Annotated in this window: 15 protein-coding genes; 10 read left to right on the forward strand and 5 right to left on the reverse strand. The window is 69.8% G+C overall.

From position 1 onward, the window contains the following. Positions 1-6: 6 nt before the first annotated feature. Together AC27LF_RS12195 and AC27LF_RS12200 are read left to right on the forward strand one after the other, a co-directional pair. On the forward strand, positions 7-1,401 hold the full coding sequence (locus AC27LF_RS12195) for a sensor histidine kinase (RefSeq protein WP_479656960.1): 1,395 nt from the start codon (positions 7-9) through the stop codon (positions 1,399-1,401). A gap of 143 nt (positions 1,402-1,544) precedes the next feature. Beyond that, complete coding sequence (locus AC27LF_RS12200) at positions 1,545-2,204, forward strand: response regulator transcription factor (protein ID WP_479656961.1); 660 nt, start codon at positions 1,545-1,547, stop codon at positions 2,202-2,204. Positions 2,205-2,301: 97 nt separating this feature from the next. On the opposite strand, the gene AC27LF_RS12205 is transcribed toward AC27LF_RS12200, so the two are convergent. Beyond that, positions 2,302-3,006: a DUF5324 family protein gene (locus tag AC27LF_RS12205; protein WP_479656962.1), complete on the reverse strand. Its 705-nt coding sequence runs from the start codon at positions 3,004-3,006 to the stop codon at positions 2,302-2,304. Positions 3,007-3,351: 345 nt separating this feature from the next. On the opposite strand from AC27LF_RS12205, the gene AC27LF_RS12210 reads away from it, so the two are divergent. Beyond that, a complete protein-coding gene (locus AC27LF_RS12210) occupies positions 3,352-3,885 on the forward strand; it encodes a peptidylprolyl isomerase (protein ID WP_479656963.1) in 534 nt (177 codons plus the stop codon). A gap of 206 nt (positions 3,886-4,091) precedes the next feature. Then, entirely contained in the window at positions 4,092-4,982 is an 891-nt protein-coding gene (locus AC27LF_RS12215; protein WP_479656964.1) for a rhomboid family intramembrane serine protease, read from the forward strand. A 295-nt stretch (positions 4,983-5,277) separates the two neighbouring features. On the opposite strand, the gene crgA is transcribed toward AC27LF_RS12215, so the two are convergent. Beyond that, positions 5,278-5,532: a cell division protein CrgA gene (crgA, locus tag AC27LF_RS12220; RefSeq protein WP_388705349.1), complete on the reverse strand. Its 255-nt coding sequence runs from the start codon at positions 5,530-5,532 to the stop codon at positions 5,278-5,280. A gap of 141 nt (positions 5,533-5,673) precedes the next feature. On the opposite strand from crgA, the gene AC27LF_RS12225 reads away from it, so the two are divergent. Genes AC27LF_RS12225 through AC27LF_RS12250 form a run of 6 tightly spaced genes read left to right on the forward strand, consistent with a single transcriptional unit; the run spans position 5,674 to position 9,852 of the window. After that, positions 5,674-6,462, forward strand: coding sequence for a DUF881 domain-containing protein (locus AC27LF_RS12225; RefSeq protein ID WP_479656966.1), 789 nt, complete (start codon positions 5,674-5,676; stop codon positions 6,460-6,462). 30 nt (positions 6,463-6,492) lie between these two features. Further along, positions 6,493-7,179 (forward strand): class E sortase, encoded by a 687-nt coding sequence (locus AC27LF_RS12230; RefSeq protein WP_479656967.1) that lies wholly within the window; start codon positions 6,493-6,495, stop codon positions 7,177-7,179. A 51-nt stretch (positions 7,180-7,230) separates the two neighbouring features. After that, positions 7,231-7,392, forward strand: coding sequence for a hypothetical protein (locus tag AC27LF_RS12235; RefSeq protein ID WP_351731025.1), 162 nt, complete (start codon positions 7,231-7,233; stop codon positions 7,390-7,392). Continuing rightward, positions 7,389-8,027 (forward strand): aminodeoxychorismate/anthranilate synthase component II, encoded by a 639-nt coding sequence (locus AC27LF_RS12240; RefSeq protein ID WP_479656968.1) that lies wholly within the window; start codon positions 7,389-7,391, stop codon positions 8,025-8,027. The genes AC27LF_RS12235 and AC27LF_RS12240 overlap by 4 nt, the downstream gene beginning before the upstream one ends. Continuing rightward, positions 8,024-9,091: a class E sortase gene (locus AC27LF_RS12245; RefSeq protein ID WP_479656969.1), complete on the forward strand. Its 1,068-nt coding sequence runs from the start codon at positions 8,024-8,026 to the stop codon at positions 9,089-9,091. The genes AC27LF_RS12240 and AC27LF_RS12245 overlap by 4 nt, the downstream gene beginning before the upstream one ends. Positions 9,092-9,105: 14 nt before the next feature. Continuing rightward, a complete protein-coding gene (locus AC27LF_RS12250; RefSeq protein WP_479656970.1) occupies positions 9,106-9,852 on the forward strand; it encodes a class E sortase in 747 nt (248 codons plus the stop codon). A gap of 250 nt (positions 9,853-10,102) precedes the next feature. Here the strand turns inward: AC27LF_RS12250 and pknB are convergent, their stop codons facing one another. From pknB to AC27LF_RS12265, 3 genes are all read right to left on the reverse strand, one after another. Next, the gene (pknB, locus tag AC27LF_RS12255; RefSeq protein ID WP_479656971.1) at positions 10,103-12,097 is read right to left on the reverse strand and encodes a Stk1 family PASTA domain-containing Ser/Thr kinase; all 1,995 of its coding nucleotides are present in this window, start codon (positions 12,095-12,097) and stop codon (positions 10,103-10,105) included. Between the two features lie 170 nt (positions 12,098-12,267). Further along, positions 12,268-13,758 (reverse strand): peptidoglycan D,D-transpeptidase FtsI family protein, encoded by a 1,491-nt coding sequence (locus AC27LF_RS12260; protein WP_479656972.1) that lies wholly within the window; start codon positions 13,756-13,758, stop codon positions 12,268-12,270. After that, positions 13,755-15,194, reverse strand: a complete 1,440-nt coding sequence (locus AC27LF_RS12265; RefSeq protein WP_479656973.1) for an FtsW/RodA/SpoVE family cell cycle protein — start codon at positions 15,192-15,194, stop codon at positions 13,755-13,757. The genes AC27LF_RS12260 and AC27LF_RS12265 overlap by 4 nt, the downstream gene beginning before the upstream one ends. Positions 15,195-15,206: the final 12 nt, after the last annotated feature.

The raw sequence follows: 15,206 nt of genomic DNA on the forward strand, positions 1-15,206 counted from the left end.
AATGCCATGCCTGGCGGTGACACGCCCCCGGGCGGTGCCCGCGGTGACATGCCCCCGGGCGGCCCACGAGGGGACACGACCCCGGGCGGCGCAGGCGGCGGCACCGCCGGGACGGCTCCGGGCGGCGACTCCGGCGACACGGCCCCGGGCGGCGACACCGGCGGGACCGGGCTGAAAGAAGACGCCGTACGGACCGTCCGGGCCGCGCTCGGCGCGCTCGAACAGCTCGTCGGCGGGTTCGGCACGGCCGTGCTCGCGCTGGGCGTGCTGCTGTGGCTCGTGCTCAGCGCGGTCACCGCGCCGGTCGGCGTGGGGCTGCTCCTCGGCACCGGTGCGCTGCGCGCGCTGCACCGCCTCGCCGGCCGGGAACGCGAGCGGCTGGGCCGCTGGGGTCCCGAGGTCATGGCCCCCGACGCACCCCCGGGCGGGCTGCGCGCGGCGCTCGGCGATCCCACCACGCGCCGTGAGCTGCGCTGGCTCGTCCGGCACGGCACCCTCGGCCTGCTGCTGGGCTGGTTCGCGATCCTGCTGCCCCTCGCCGCCGTGCGGGACGCCACCTTTCCGCTGTGGTGGCGTCTGGTCCCGGACGGCGTGACGAGTACGTCGCTGGGGTTCGGGGTCGCGCACTCCTGGACGGCGGCCGCCTCCGTGGCCCTCCTCGGCGTGGCCTGGGTCGCCGTCATCGTGGGTCTGACACCCGGCATGGCCCGGCTGCAGGCCCGGCCCGGCCGGAGCCTGCTCGCCGTCGGCCCGGACACCGACCTGTCCCTGCGCGTCGCCGAACTGACCGCGACGCGCGCCGCCGCGCTCGACGCCCACGCCACCGAACTGCGCCGCATCGAGCGCTCGTTGCACGACGGCACCCAGAACCGGATCGTCACCGTGACCGTGCTGCTGGGGGCCGCCCGCCGCATGGTCGCCCGCGACCCGTCCGGCGCCGAGGAGCTTCTGGAACGCGCGCAGTCCGCCGCCGAGCAGGCGCTGGCGGAGCTGCGCACGGTCTCCCGGAGCATCCTGCCGCCCGTGCTCGCCGACCGCGGTCTCGCCGGGGCACTGTCCGGTCTCGCCGCGAACTGCGCCGTGCCCTGCCGCATCGATGTCGAGGCGCCGCAGCGCTGCGCCGCGTCCGTGGAGGCCACCGCCTACTTCGTCGTGGCCGAGGCGCTGACCAACATCGCCAAGCACAGCGGAGCCGCGTCGGCGGCGGTGACGGTGCGCGGCCGGGGCGGACGGCTGGTCCTGCGGATCGAGGACGACGGCCGGGGCGGCGCGGACGAGGACGGCGGCTCAGGACTCAGCGGCATCCGGCGCCGCGTCGCCGCGCATGACGGTACGCTCACCGTGGCCAGCCCGCCGGGCGGACCCACCGTCCTCGAAGTGGACCTGCCCGCCGGCGCCTGACCGCCGGTCCCGCCCATGGACGACGCGCGGACCGTGCAGGACGGACCGCCGGCTCGGGGCGGTGGCTCGTGAGGCGGGGGCGTAACGCCGTGGACCGGGCCGGCCGGACAGTGACCTGTGGATCGTGACGGGCGGATCGTGACATGCGGATCGTGATAGCCGAGGATGACCCGCTGCTGCGCGAGGGGCTGGCCCTCCTGCTGCGCGCGGAGTCCCTGGACGTGGTGGCCACCGCTGACACCCCCGACGGCGTGCTCGACGCCATCGACCGGCACAAGCCCGACGTCGCGATCCTCGACGTACGGATGCCGCCCACGCACACCGACGAGGGCATCCGGGCGGCCGTCGAGGCCCGGCGCAGACGGCCCGACCTGGCCGTCCTCGTGCTGTCCGCCTATGTCGAGCAGTCCTTCGCCACCGAACTGCTCACCGGCGGGGTGGGCGGTCTCGGCTATCTGCTGAAGGAGCGGGTCGGACGGGTCGAGGAGTTCCTGGACGCGCTGGGACGGGTGGCCGGCGGCGGCACCGCCATCGACCCCGAGGTGGTCGCCCAGCTCTTCACCCGCTCCCGTCAGGACACCCGGCTGGAGCGGCTGAGCCCCCGCGAGCGGGAGGTGCTGGCCCTGATGGCGGAAGGGCTGGGCAATGGTGCCATCGCCGAGCGGCTCGTCGTCACCGAGGGCGCCGTCCACAAGCACATCCGCAGCATCTTCGCGAAGCTCGATCTCGCCCCCACCGACCGGGTCGACCGGCGGGTGGCCGCCGTACTGCACTATCTGGAGGAATCCCGTCGGCGGGCCTGACCGCCCCCATTCGGATGTTTCACGTGAAACACGGGCGTGGGCGGGAGACCCACGGAGGTCTCCCGCCCACGACGGCCGAACGGCTTGATGCCGGGCGTCAGGGCTGCTCGTCGTCCCTGGTGGCGCGCCCCTCGGCCTCCTTGGCCTGTACCTCGGGGTCCAGGACCGAGGCATCGGGACTGCCGTCCACCGAACTCAGCCGGTCCGGCTCGGGGACGTCGGTCGCGGCGGGCGGCTCCACCAGCCAGTCGGGGTTGGCCTGCTTGTCCCACCACTTCCAGACGGCGAAGGCGCCACCGGCCAGGACGCCGACCACGGCCAGCGCCTTCGCCACCCGGCCCGCCTTCGCCCGGCGCTCATGCCTGCGGATCAGCTGCTGGATCTCCTGGGGCGAGACCTGGCCGCGCAGCGCGGCCAGCGCGGCGGCGCTGCGTGCGGCGGCCTCTTCACGGACCGGCCCCGCCACGGCGGCGGCATGCTCGATCTTCGGCCGCGAGTATGCGGCGGCCTGCCGGGCCGCCCTGCGGGTACGGGCGGCCGCGTCGTGCGCCGCCTGGTCCACCCTCGGCGGCACATGGGAACGCGCCTGTTCCAGGCGCGGAACCAGCCGGGCGTCGTACTGGACGCGGGCCTGTTCGGCGGCCTGCGACATCACGGGCGCGAGCCGTACGCGTGCCTCTTGTGCGTAGTACGCGGCACGCTCCTTGGCCGTGTCGGCGTAGGGCGCCACCACTTCCGCGGCGTGCAGCACGCTGTCCTTCGCCGAGCCGGTCGCGGCGCGCACGCTGTCGATGCGGGTCACGGGATCCTCCTCCTCGGTGGCGTACGGTATTTCGACTTTCCACCCTTTTCAGGATCATGCCTGCCCGCGCGTCGTGTGGCATGCGGGGCGGGCATACGGGTGCCGATCCACCCGATCAACGGACAAGAGCGGGCGAATCGCGGATTCCGGTCAATGGGGGCTTTCCGTCGACAATGCCATGGATCGCCGTCGAACGCTTCCGGCCCGGGGGGAGACGGCTGATTTTTCCGCATTTCTCGCAAGCGATTCCGTGCGGATGCGGACCCGCCCACGGCCGTCGGGCGACGCGGGGGCCGTGCCGTGCGAGGATCGGGGGAGTCACAAGCAGACAACGGAAGGCAGATCGTGGCCGAGCAGCTTTACGCCACCCTGAAGACCAACCACGGCGACATCGAGGTCCGGCTCTTTCCGAACCACGCGCCCAAGACGGTCAAGAACTTCGTCGAACTCGCACAGGGCGAGCGGGCGTGGAAGCACCCGGAGACCGGCGCCACGAGCCAGGACAAGCTCTACGACGGCACGATCTTCCACCGGGTCATCAGCGGCTTCATGATCCAGGGCGGCGACCCGCTGGGCACCGGCATCGGCGGCCCCGGTTATGAGTTCGAGGACGAGTTCCACCCGGACCTGTCCTTCAACAAGCCGTACCTGCTGGCCATGGCCAACGCCGGCCCGAACACCAACGGCTCGCAGTTCTTCATCACGGTCGGCCCGACCACCTGGCTGAACCGCAAGCACACCATCTTCGGCGAGGTCACCGACCCGGCCAGCCAGAAGGTCGTGGACGCCATCGCCGGTGTCCCGACCAGCCGGCCGAACGACCGGCCGGTCAACGACGTCGTGCTGGAGTCGGTCGTCATCGACAAGCGCGAGGGCTGAGACCGCCCCGCTTCCCGGGAGCCCCGCGCTCCCCGGTCGCGCCCCGCGCCCCGGCGGACCCGCGCCGCCCGGCGGCTTCGCGAGCTTCCCGGCGGCGCCGCGCTTCCCGGGAGCTCGGCGGTTCCTCCCGCAGGGAACCAAACGCCCCGCTCGTCCGTAAGGATGGGCGGGGCGGTGTAGTGCCCAGGATCGACCGAGGGGACCCCATGGACCAGGCCACAGGCCGCGCGCAGGACGCCCGGAGCGTGCCCGTGTGCTACCGGCACCCGGACCGCGAGACCGGCATCCGCTGCACCCGCTGTGAGCGCCCGATCTGCCCGGAGTGCATGGTCAGCGCGTCCGTGGGCTTCCAGTGCCCCGACTGCGTGCGCGGCGGTTCCGGCACCGGGCACCCCCCGGCCGCCGCCCAGCCCCGCACCCTCGCGGGCGGCACCCTGACGGCCGATCCCCGGCTGGTCACCAAGGTCCTGATCGGCCTCAACCTGGCCGCCTTCCTGGTCCAGCAGGCCGTCGGCAATCGGTTCACCAACCAGTTCGAGCTGATCGGCCAGGCCTCCTACCAGTTCTTCGGGCCGGTCGAGGGCGTCGCGGAAGGCCAGTACTACCGCCTGCTGACCTCGATGTTCCTGCACGGCAGCGTCATCCACATCCTGTTCAACATGCTCAGCCTGTGGTGGATCGGCGGCCCTCTGGAGGCGGCCCTCGGCCGTGCCCGCTATCTGGCGCTCTACTTCGTCTCCGGGCTGGCCGGCAGCGCGCTCTGCTATCTCCTCACCGCGCCCAACAAGGCCGTGGTGGGCGCCTCCGGAGCGATCTTCGGGCTGTTCGGCGCCACGGCCGTGCTGCTGCGCCGGCTCAACTACGACATGCGCCCGGTCATCGCCCTGCTGGTGATCAACCTGATCTTCACCTTCAGCCCGGGCTTCAACATCGCCTGGCAGGCGCACATCGGCGGCCTGGTCGCCGGCGTCGTCACCGGTTACGCCATGATCCACGCCCCCCGGAAGAACCGGGCGCTGATCCAGTACGGCACCTGCGCCCTGGTGCTGGTGGTGGTCGTGGTCCTGACGGTGATCAGAACGGCCCAGCTGACCTGATCGGGAGGGACCTTCCGCTCGGCCGATACCGAACCGTTGTCCACAGCGCGTGCCGGATCTTGTGCACAGTGTGCGGGAACAGCTGTTCCCCCTGTCGCTCGGGTGTGTTTTCCCAGGTCGGACAGGGGGCGAACAGGTTTGCGGCGACCAGTAGGCCAGTCACACCGGCGTCAACACTCGATGAGTTATCCACAGATCGTCGTCTTTTCCCCAGGGGGATGTGGAAACGACCCCAGGCCTGTGGATAACTCAGCGGATAGCTCTGGGCAGAGCCGTGTTCACCGGAAAGCGGCCGCTACTTCCACTGGGTGGAGACACCGAACCCGGCGGCGATAAAGCCGAAACCGACCACGATGTTCCAGTTGTCCAGGGAATCGACGGGCAGTGAGCCGTCGGTCACGTAGAAGACGACGATCCAGGCCAGGCCGATCAGGAACATGGCCAGCATCACGGGTGCGACCCAGGCGCGGCTGTTCAGCTTGATGGCGGCCGCCTGCTTCGCCGGCGGCGGCGTGTAGTCGGCCTTCTTGCGGATACGTGACTTCGGCACGAGGGTCTCTCCTGTCGATGCGCTGCGTGGCCGCGCAGGGAACTGGATCGGGCTCAGGGCAGCGTACAAGGGGACACTGAGCGCTCCCCCGGGCGTCCGTTAGCGTAGTGCTTCCGCGGCGCCGAAGGAGATAAGGGTACGTTGAGCAATTCTGCCGACTCCCCCGGGACGGGATCAACGGGTTCCCCGCCGGTTCGCCACGCTTCCTTCCGGCCGGTGCGGATCCTCACGGTGGGCGTCTTCGCCCTCGCCGGGCTCATCTTCTTCACCAGCTTCGACACGGCCAAGGGCACCGACATCCGCACCGACGCCTCCTTGCTGAAGCTGTCCGACCTGATCCAGGAGCGCAGCCGCAAGAACAAGGAGCTGGACGAGGGCAACGCGGGCGCGCGCGACGAGATCGAGGCGCTGGCCGAGCGCGACGACGGCAGCAGCAGGGCGCAGGACGAGAAGCTGTCCGGGCTGGAGAAGAGCACGGGCACCCACAAGCTCACCGGCAAGGCGGTCACGGTGACGCTCAACGACGCCCCGCCCAACGCCACCGCGAAGCTCCCCGGCTACCCTGAGCCGCAGCCCGACTACCTGGTCATCCACCAGCAGGACCTGCAAGCCGTGGTGAACGCCCTGTGGCAGGGCGGGGCCGAGGGCATCAAGGTGATGGACCAGCGGCTGATCTCCACCAGCGCCGTGCGCTGTGTGGGCAACACGCTGATCCTCCAGGGCCGCGTCTACTCGCCGCCGTACACGATCACCGCGGTCGGCGACCCGGAGAAGCTGCAGAAGGCGCTCGCGGATTCGCCGGCCATCCAGAACTACATGGTGTACGTGAACGTGTACGGCCTCGGGTGGAAAGTCACCGACGACGGCACGGTGACGCTGCCGGGTTACTCGGGCACAGTGGACCTGCACTACGCGAAACCCGTCGACTAGCACGTAGGGGCGTCCGTACAGGAGCTGCCGGTGCGCGTGATCGTGAGGACCGTCAGTGAGCTGTGCATCACCATCGGCGCCCTGATCGTACTGTTCGTCGCGTATGTGCTGTTCTGGACCGGGGTGAAGGCCGACGGCCTCATGAGCGACCAGGTCGAGCGGCTTCAGCAGCAGTGGTCGCGGGGGAGCGTGCGCGAGCCGCCCGGCGCCGGCGCCGCCGGCGGCCCCGCCACGCCCACGCCGTACCGGCCCGGCAGGGCCTTCGCGATCATGTACATCCCGCGGTTCGGTTTCACGTGGAACAAGCCGGTGCTTGAGGGCACCGGCACCGACCTGCTGAAGAAGGGGCTGGGCCACTACGCGCGCACCGCCCGGCTGGGCCAGCGGGGCAATTTCTCGGTCGCGGGCCATCGGCGCACCTACGGCGATCCGTTCAAGGACTTTCCCGCGCTGCGGCCCGGCGACGCGGTGGTGCTCACGGACGGAACCACCTGGTTCACGTATCGGATCGACAAAGGGCCCTACAAAACCGTCCCGACGGCCGTTGAGGTGATCGATCCTGTGCCACGTATGTCCGGGTACACGCGTCCGGGCCGCTATCTGACGCTGACCACCTGCGAACCGGAATGGGGCCACAGCCACCGGCTGATCGTCTGGGCGCACCTCGATTCCACCCAGCCTGTGGAGGCAGGCAAACCGAGGGCACTGCGCCGTTAGTCTGGTGCCGTACGGCGTGAGTAGGTGCCGTGGCGCTACGGAAGGGACGGCATGTACGGCTGGATCTGGCGGCATCTGCCGGGCAACACGTGGGTGAAGGCGCTGGTCTCCCTCGTGCTGGTCCTGGCCGTGGTCTACATCCTGTTCCAGTACGTCTTTCCCTGGGCCGAACCGCTGCTGCCCTTCAACGATGTGACGGTGGACAACCAGTGAGTGCGCGGATTCTCGTCGTCGACAACTACGACAGCTTCGTCTTCAACCTCGTCCAGTACCTGTACCAGCTGGGCGCCGAGTGCGAGGTGCTGCGCAACGACGAGGTGTCGACGGCGCACGCCCAGGACCGTTTCGACGGCGTCCTGCTGTCACCGGGTCCCGGCACCCCCGAAGAGGCCGGGGTCTGCGTCGAGATGGTGCGCCACTGCGCCGCCACCGGCGTCCCGGTCTTCGGCGTCTGCCTCGGCATGCAGTCGATGCAGGTGGCGTACGGCGGCGTCGTGGACCGCGCCCCCGAGCTGCTGCACGGCAAGACCTCCCCGGTCGAGCACGACGGCAAGGGCGTCTTCGCCGGGCTGCCCTCGCCCTTCACGGCGACCCGCTACCACTCGCTGGCCGCCGAGCCGGCCACCGTCCCGCCGGAGCTGGAGGTCACGGCCCGCACGCACGATGGCATCATCATGGGCCTGCGCCACCGGGAACTGCCCGTCGAGGGCGTGCAGTTCCACCCCGAGTCGGTGCTGACCGAGCACGGCCACCGGATGCTGGCCAACTGGCTGGCGGAGTGCGGGGACCAGGCGGCGGTGGCGAGGTCGGCGGGGCTCGCCCCGGTGGTGGGCAGGGCCACGGCGTGACCGCGCTGCGCCCGGAACGCGAGTCCGGCGCCTCGTACGAGGACCAGTCGTACGGGGCTTCCGGCGCGCTCGGGGACCGGCCAGGGCCGACAACGGACGAGACGGCCTACCTTCCCCCCATCGACGAGGAGACGGTCGCCCTGCGGATCCCGGATCCGCCGCCGGCCGCCGACGCCTCCACGACCGTCGCTGGACCGGCCTCTGGCGCCTCTTCGGCCTCATCCCCACCTGGACCCGCGCCGGGCGGCCGTGCGGCCCGCAGAAAGGCCGCCAAGCGGCGTGGCGGGCGTCATGGCGGCGGCGGCAGGGTGACCGAGCCGGCGACCGAGGGGAGCGAACCCAGGGCGCCGCTGTCCCGGGTCGAGGCACGGCGGCAGGCGCGGCTGCGCAGGCCCGGCCCGGCGGTCGTCGCGAGCCGGGCGATAGGCGAGGTGTTCATCACCACCGGGGTGCTGATGCTGCTGTTCGTCACCTACCAGCTGTGGTGGACGAACGTGCGGGCGCATGCGCAGGCCGGCAAGGAGGCCAGCGACCTGCAACAGGACTGGGCGAACGGAAAGCGCGCACCGGGCGAGTTCGAGCCGGGGCAGGGCTTCGCCATCCTGCACATCCCCGAACTGGACGTGGTCGTGCCGATCGCCGAGGGCGTCAGCAACAAGAAGGTCCTCGACAAGGGCATGGTCGGGCACTACGGCCAGGAGCCGCTGAAGACCGCGATGCCGTCCGCCAAGACGGGCAACTTCGGGCTCGCGGGCCACCGCAACACGCACGGGGAACCGTTCCGGTACATCAACAAGCTGAAGTCCGGCGACGCGGTCGTGGTCGAGACGCAGGAGGAGTACTTCGTGTACAAGGTCGCGTCGATCCTGCCGGTGACGCCGCCGTCGAACACGGGCGTGCTCGATGCGGTCCCGAAGGACTCGGGGTTCACCGAGCCGGGCCGCTACATCACGCTGACCACCTGTACACCGGAGTTCACCAGCAAGTACCGGTTGATCGTCTGGGGCAAGATGGTCGAGGAACGGCCGCGCAGCAAGGGCAAGCCGGATGCACTCGTCCAGTAAGGGCAGATGAAACAGTGTCAGCGACCGCAGACGACATCGAAGGGCAGACGTCCGCGCCCGGCTCGGCGCCGGGACCGCGGCGACGGACGTCGGGCCTGATCGCCGGCGCGATCAGCGTCCTCGGTGAACTCCTCATCACGGCGGGTCTGGTGCTCGCCTTGTTCGTCGTCTACTCCCTGTGGTGGACGAACGTCGTCGCCGACCGCGCGGCCCACCGGCAGTCCGACAAGGTCCGCGACCACTGGGCCGAGGACACCGGGCCCGGGGCGCTGGACACCAAGGACGGCATCGGCTTCCTGCATGTGCCCGCGATGAAGAACGGCGAGGTGCTGGTCGAGAAGGGCACCTCGGAGAAGGTCCTCAACGACGGTGTGGCCGGCTACTACACCGATCCCGTCAAGGCCACGCTCCCCATGTCCGGCAAGGAGGGCAACTTCACCCTCGCCGCCCACCGCGACGGCCACGGCGCCAAGTTCCACAACATCGACAAGGTGAAGAAGGGCGACCCGATCGTCTTCGAGACGAAGGACCGGTGGTACGTATACAAGACCTACGCCGTCCTCCCGGAGACGTCGAAGTACAACGTCGAGGTCCTCGACAAGGCCCCCGAGGAATCCGGCAAGAAGAAGCCGGGCCGCTACATCACCCTGACCACCTGCACCCCCGTCTACACAAGCCGCTACCGCTACGTGGTCTGGGGCGAACTGGTCCGCGTGGACAAGGTCGACAGCAAGCGCACGCCGCCGAAGGAACTCCGCTAGCGCTCTGCCGGATGTGCCGCGTTGTGCCGTCGGTCGTCTGCGGCGGCATGAGCCGCCCGGCCACGTGCCGCGCGAGGGTGCGTCGCCGAAGCCCGGGGCGGCCCGAAAGAGCCGGGTCGGCCCGCGGCGCGCGCCGTGCAGGAGCGAGCCCGTGGATGGGGAGTCGGCAGGAAGCGGGGCGGGTCGGGGCACGAACGAGTGGGCCCCTGCCGGGGGTTTCCGGTAGGGGCCCACTCGTTGCCGGGGCGGGTCAGCCGTTGCGGCCGCCGAAGATGCCGCCGTTGCCGCCGCCGTTGTTGTTGTTGCCGCCGGCGCCCAGGGTGGTCAGCGTGATCTGCGTGCCCGCGGGGTCGTCGACCTGCTGGTTCTCCTTGGGGTCCTGTGCGACGACCCGCGCGTTGTCGCTCTGGTCGCTGCCGCCCGCGAACTGGATGTTGGTGAAGCCCTGCGCGTTCAGTATCTGCCGGGCCTCGGCCACGGTCCGCCCGCGGACGTCCGGCACCGCCGTCTTCTGCTGCTGCAGCTTGCCGACGGTGATCGTCACCTGCGAGTTCTTGTCGACCTGCTGGTTGGCCTGCGGGTTGGTCGAGATGACCTTGCCGTCCTGGGAGGCGTCCGTCACGGGCGTCTCGACGCAGTTGCCGACCAGGTCGTTGCCCGTCATCTCGGCCTTCGCCTCGTCGCAGGTCTTGCCGACGACATCGGGCACGGTCGACTTCGCCACTGCCTTGGCGACCTCAAGGGTCACCGTGGAAGCCTTCTCCAGTTCCGTACCGGGGTCGGGGTTCTGGCTGAGGACCGTTCCCTCGGTCTGCTGCGATTCCGTCTCCGTCGTCTTGACCTTGAAGCCCTTGTCTTCGAGCTGCTGCGTGGCCGTGTCGACGTCCTTGTTGATGACGTTGGGCACCGCGACCTTCGGCGCGCCCGTCGAGATGACCAGGCTGACCTCGGAACCCTTGTCGACCTTCGTCTCGGGGTCCGGGTTCTGCGAGCAGACCTTGCCCTTGGGCTGGTCCTCGCAGGGCTTCTTGGACGTGGTCACCGTCAGACCGACGTTCTCCGCCATCTTCTGCGCGGTCTGCTGGCTCTGTCCGACGAAGTTCGGCGTGGGGACCTTGCCGTCACCCGCCTTGTTCCCTGGGAACGCCCACATCCCGATCAGGATCGCGCCGATCAGGACCAGGATGCCCGCGATCACGAGGAGGATCGTCGAGGTGTTGTTCTTCTTCTGCTGCCGGCGCCGGTCGGGACGGTCGTCGTAGCCGTAGCCGCCGTCGTCCGGGTTCATCGGCGGCAGCATCGTCGTGGCGCCCGCCCCGGCGTCCGCGCGCAGTGCCGTCGTCGGCTGGTCGTCCGGGTAGCCGCCGTAGCCGACGGCACCCATCGCCGCCGTCGCAGCGACCGGCTGGCCGTCGAGGCACGCCTCGATGTCGGCACGCATCTCGTCCGCGGACTGGTAGCGGTAGTTCGGGTCCTTGACCAGCGCCTTCAGCACGATCGCGTCCATCTCGGGCGTGATCTCGGGGTCGAAGACGCTCGGCGGCTGCGGTTCCTCCCGCACGTGCTGGTAGGCCACGGCCACCGGAGAGTCCCCGACGAAGGGCGGCCGTACCGTCAGCAGCTCGTACAGCAGGCAGCCCGTCGAATACAGGTCGGACCGGGCGTCCACCTGCTCGCCCTTCGCCTGCTCGGGCGACAGGTACTGCGCCGTGCCGATGACCGCCGCGGTCTGCGTCATCGTCATGCCGGCGTCCCCCATCGCACGGGCGATGCCGAAGTCCATGACCTTGACCTGACCGTTGCGGGTCAGCATCACGTTGGCGGGCTTGATGTCACGGTGGACGATGCCGTTGCGGTGCGCGTACTCCAGTCCCTGGAGGATGCCGATGGTCATCTCCATGGCACGCTCGGGCAGCAGCTTGCGGCCGGAGTGCAGCAGCTCACGGAGCGTGGAGCCGTCGACGTACTCCATGACGATGTACGGGATCGAGACCCCGTCGATGTAGTCCTCGCCCGTGTCGTAGACCGCGACGATCGCGGGATGGTTGAGCGAGGCGGCGGACTGGGCCTCCCGGCGGAACCGGGCCTGGAAGGACGGATCGCGCGCGAGGTCCGCGCGCAGCGTCTTCACCGCCACGGTGCGGCCGAGGCGGGTGTCATGCGCGAGGTAGACCTCCGCCATGCCACCACGGCCGAGCACCTGGCCCAGCTCGTACCGGCCGCCGAGGCGACGCGGCTCTTCCATAGCTACCTACCAGCCCTCTCCGTCGGTCCCGGCCGGCACGGTGTGTGCGGCCGGAGGCTGCCGTCCGGGCCTACCGTACCCGGCTCGCTCTGTGTGACCTGGCCAAGCCCGTGACCCGATACAGGACCGGTATCGCAACGTGCACCGATGTGAAGGGGACGTGAGCGGGGTCACTGCTTGGCGTTGATGACCGCCTCCATCACGCTCTTCGCGATCGGCGCCGCGAGGCCGCCGCCGGAGATGTCGTCGCGGTTGGCGTTCTCGTCCTCGATGACCACGGCCACGGCGACCGGCGAGCTGCCGTCGCTGAGCTTGGCATACGAGATGAACCAGGCGTAGGGGTTCTCGCTGTTGCCCACGCCGTGCTGGGCGGTACCGGTCTTGCCGCCCACGGTGATCCCGCCGCCGATCTGCGCGTTCCGACCGGTGCCGTCCTTGACGACCGTTTCCATCATCGATTGCAGGATCTGTGCGTTCTTGGAGGACAGCGGCTGGCTCAGCTGTTCGGGGTCGGTCTGCTCGATGGTGTCCAGGTTCGACGACTGGAGCTTGTCGACCATGTACGGCTTCATCAGCTTGCCGTCGTTGGCGACCGCCGAGGCGACCATGGCCATCTGCAGCGGGGTGGCCGCGGTGTTGAACTGGCCGATCGAGGACTGCGCGGTCTGCGACTGGTCCATGTTGTCGGAGAACACGGAGGCGCTGGAGCGGACCGGGGTGAACTGCTCGGCGTCGAAGCCGAACTTCTTCGCCTCCTCCAGCATCTTGTCGTTGCCGAGATCGGAGCCGATCTTGCCGAAGACGGTGTTGCAGGACACCCGCAGCGCCTCGCGCATCGTGGCGTCCTTGCAGGGGAGGTTGCCCTCGTTCTTCAGCGGCGTGGTCGTACCCGGCATGATCCACGGCAGCGGCGACTTGGTCTTCTCGTCGGCCGAGGTGTACAGCCCGTTCTCCAGGGCGGCCGCGGCGGTGACCACCTTGAAGGTGGAGCCCGGCGGGTAGGTCTCGCGCAGCGCCCGGTTCAGCATCGGGTCGTCCGCGTTGTTCTTCTTCAGCAGCTTGTTCCACGCCTTGGTGTCGGTGTCCGTGGAGTTCCCGGCGAACGACGACGGGTCGTACGACGGGTAGGACGCCAGCGCCAGGATCTTGCCGGTGGACGGGTCGAGGGCGGCGACCGCGCCCTTGCCGCCCTGGGCCTTCAGACCGTCGTACGCGGCCTTCTGCGCGGCCCCGCTGAGCGTGGTGACGACGTTGCCGCCCTGCTTCGGCTTGCCCGTGATCATGTCGAGGGTGTTGCGGAAGAAGAGCCGGTCGTCGTTGCCGGTGAGGATGCCGTCCTCGATGGACTCCAGCTGGTTGGCGCCGAAGGCCTGCGAGGCGAACCCGGTGACCGGCGCCCACATCGGGCCGTTCTTGTAGGTGCGCTTGTACTTCAGGTCGTTCAGACCGCTCGTGCTGGTCGCGGTGGACCCGGTGATGGGGTTGCCGTCGACGATGATGTCGCCGCGCGGCGTGGAGTAGCGGGCGATGGTGACCCGGCGGTTCAACGTGTCGTTCTTCAGGCTGTCGGCCTGGACGTACTGGAGCCAGTTGTCCCGGATGAGCAGCGTCAGGACCAGAAGGCCGCAGAAGATCGCGATCCGGCGCAGGGGCTTGTTCACGGGCGGACCACCTGGGTCATCTCGGCGTCGGGGTTGCTGGCGGGGGTCGGGGCCGGGCGGCGCGCGGTGTCGCTGATCCGGATCAGGATGCCGATGAGGGCCCAGTTGGCGATCACGGAGGAGCCGCCGTACGCCAGGAACGGCATGGTCATACCGGTCAGCGGGATCAGGCCCATGACGCCGCCGGCGACGACGAAGACCTGGAGGGCGAAGGCGCCGGAGAGGCCGACGGCGAGCAGCTTGCCGAAGGGGTCGCGCGCGGCGAGGGCGGTGCGTACGCCGCGCTCCACGATCAGGCCGTACAGCAGCAGGATCGCCATGACGCCGGCCAGGCCCAGTTCCTCGCCGAAGGTGGCGAGGATGAAGTCGGAGTTGGCGGCGAACCGGATGAGGTCGGAGTGGCCCTGGCCGAGGCCGCTGCCGAGGGTGCCGCCGGAACCGAAGGCCCACAGCGCCTGCATGGACTGCTCGGAGTGGCCGGCCACGCCCTGCTGGCTGAGCTTGTACTCGTTCAGCGGGTCGAGCCAGGCCTGGACGCGCTGCTGGACGTGCGGTTCGAAGCTCGCCACGCCGACGGCGCCGGCCGCGGACATCAGCAGACCGAAGACGATCCAGCTGGTCCGCTCGGTGGCGACGTACAGCATGATGACGAACATTCCGAAGAACAGCAGCGAGGTGCCGAGGTCGGTCTCGAAGACCAGGATGAGGATGGAGATCCCCCAGACGACCAGGATGGGTCCGAGGTCGCGGCCGCGCGGCAGGTACAGGCCCATGAAGCGGCGGCTGGCGAGGGCCAGGGCGTCGCGCTTGACCATCAGATAGCCGGCGAAGAAGACAGCGAGGACGATCTTCGCGAACTCGCCGGGCTGGAGGGAGCCGAGGCCGGGGACCCTGATCCAGATCTTGGCGCCGTAGATGTTGGCCCCGAGGCCGGGCACCAGCGGCAGCAGCAGCAGGACCAGCGCGCAGAACATCGAGATGTAGGTGTAGCGCTGCAGGACGCGGTGGTCCTTGAGGAAGATCAGCACGACGATGAACAGCGCGATGCCCATCGCGGTGTACAGCAGCTGGCGGGGCGCGGCCGTCACGTAGTTGGGCAGCGACTGGAGCAGTTTCGACTGGTCGAGCCGCCAGATGACGACGAGGCCGAGGCCGTTGAGGAGCGTGGCCAGGGGCAGCAGCAGCGGGTCGGCGTACGGCGCGAACTTCCGTACGGCGAGGTGGCCGACGCCGGCGAGCAGGCCGAGCCCGCAGCCGTAGCTGAGCAGGCCCGGCGGCACCTGGTCGTTGATGGCCAGGCCCACGTTGGCGTAGGCGAACACCGGGATGGCGACGGCGAACACCAGCAGCGCCAGCTCGGTGTTGCGCCGGCTCGGCGCGCCGATGGAGCCGATCGTGGACGTGTGGTGCGTCGACGTGTGGGAAGTACTGCTCATCGTGTGACGGGG

The organism is Streptomyces diversicolor, assembly GCF_057537855.1.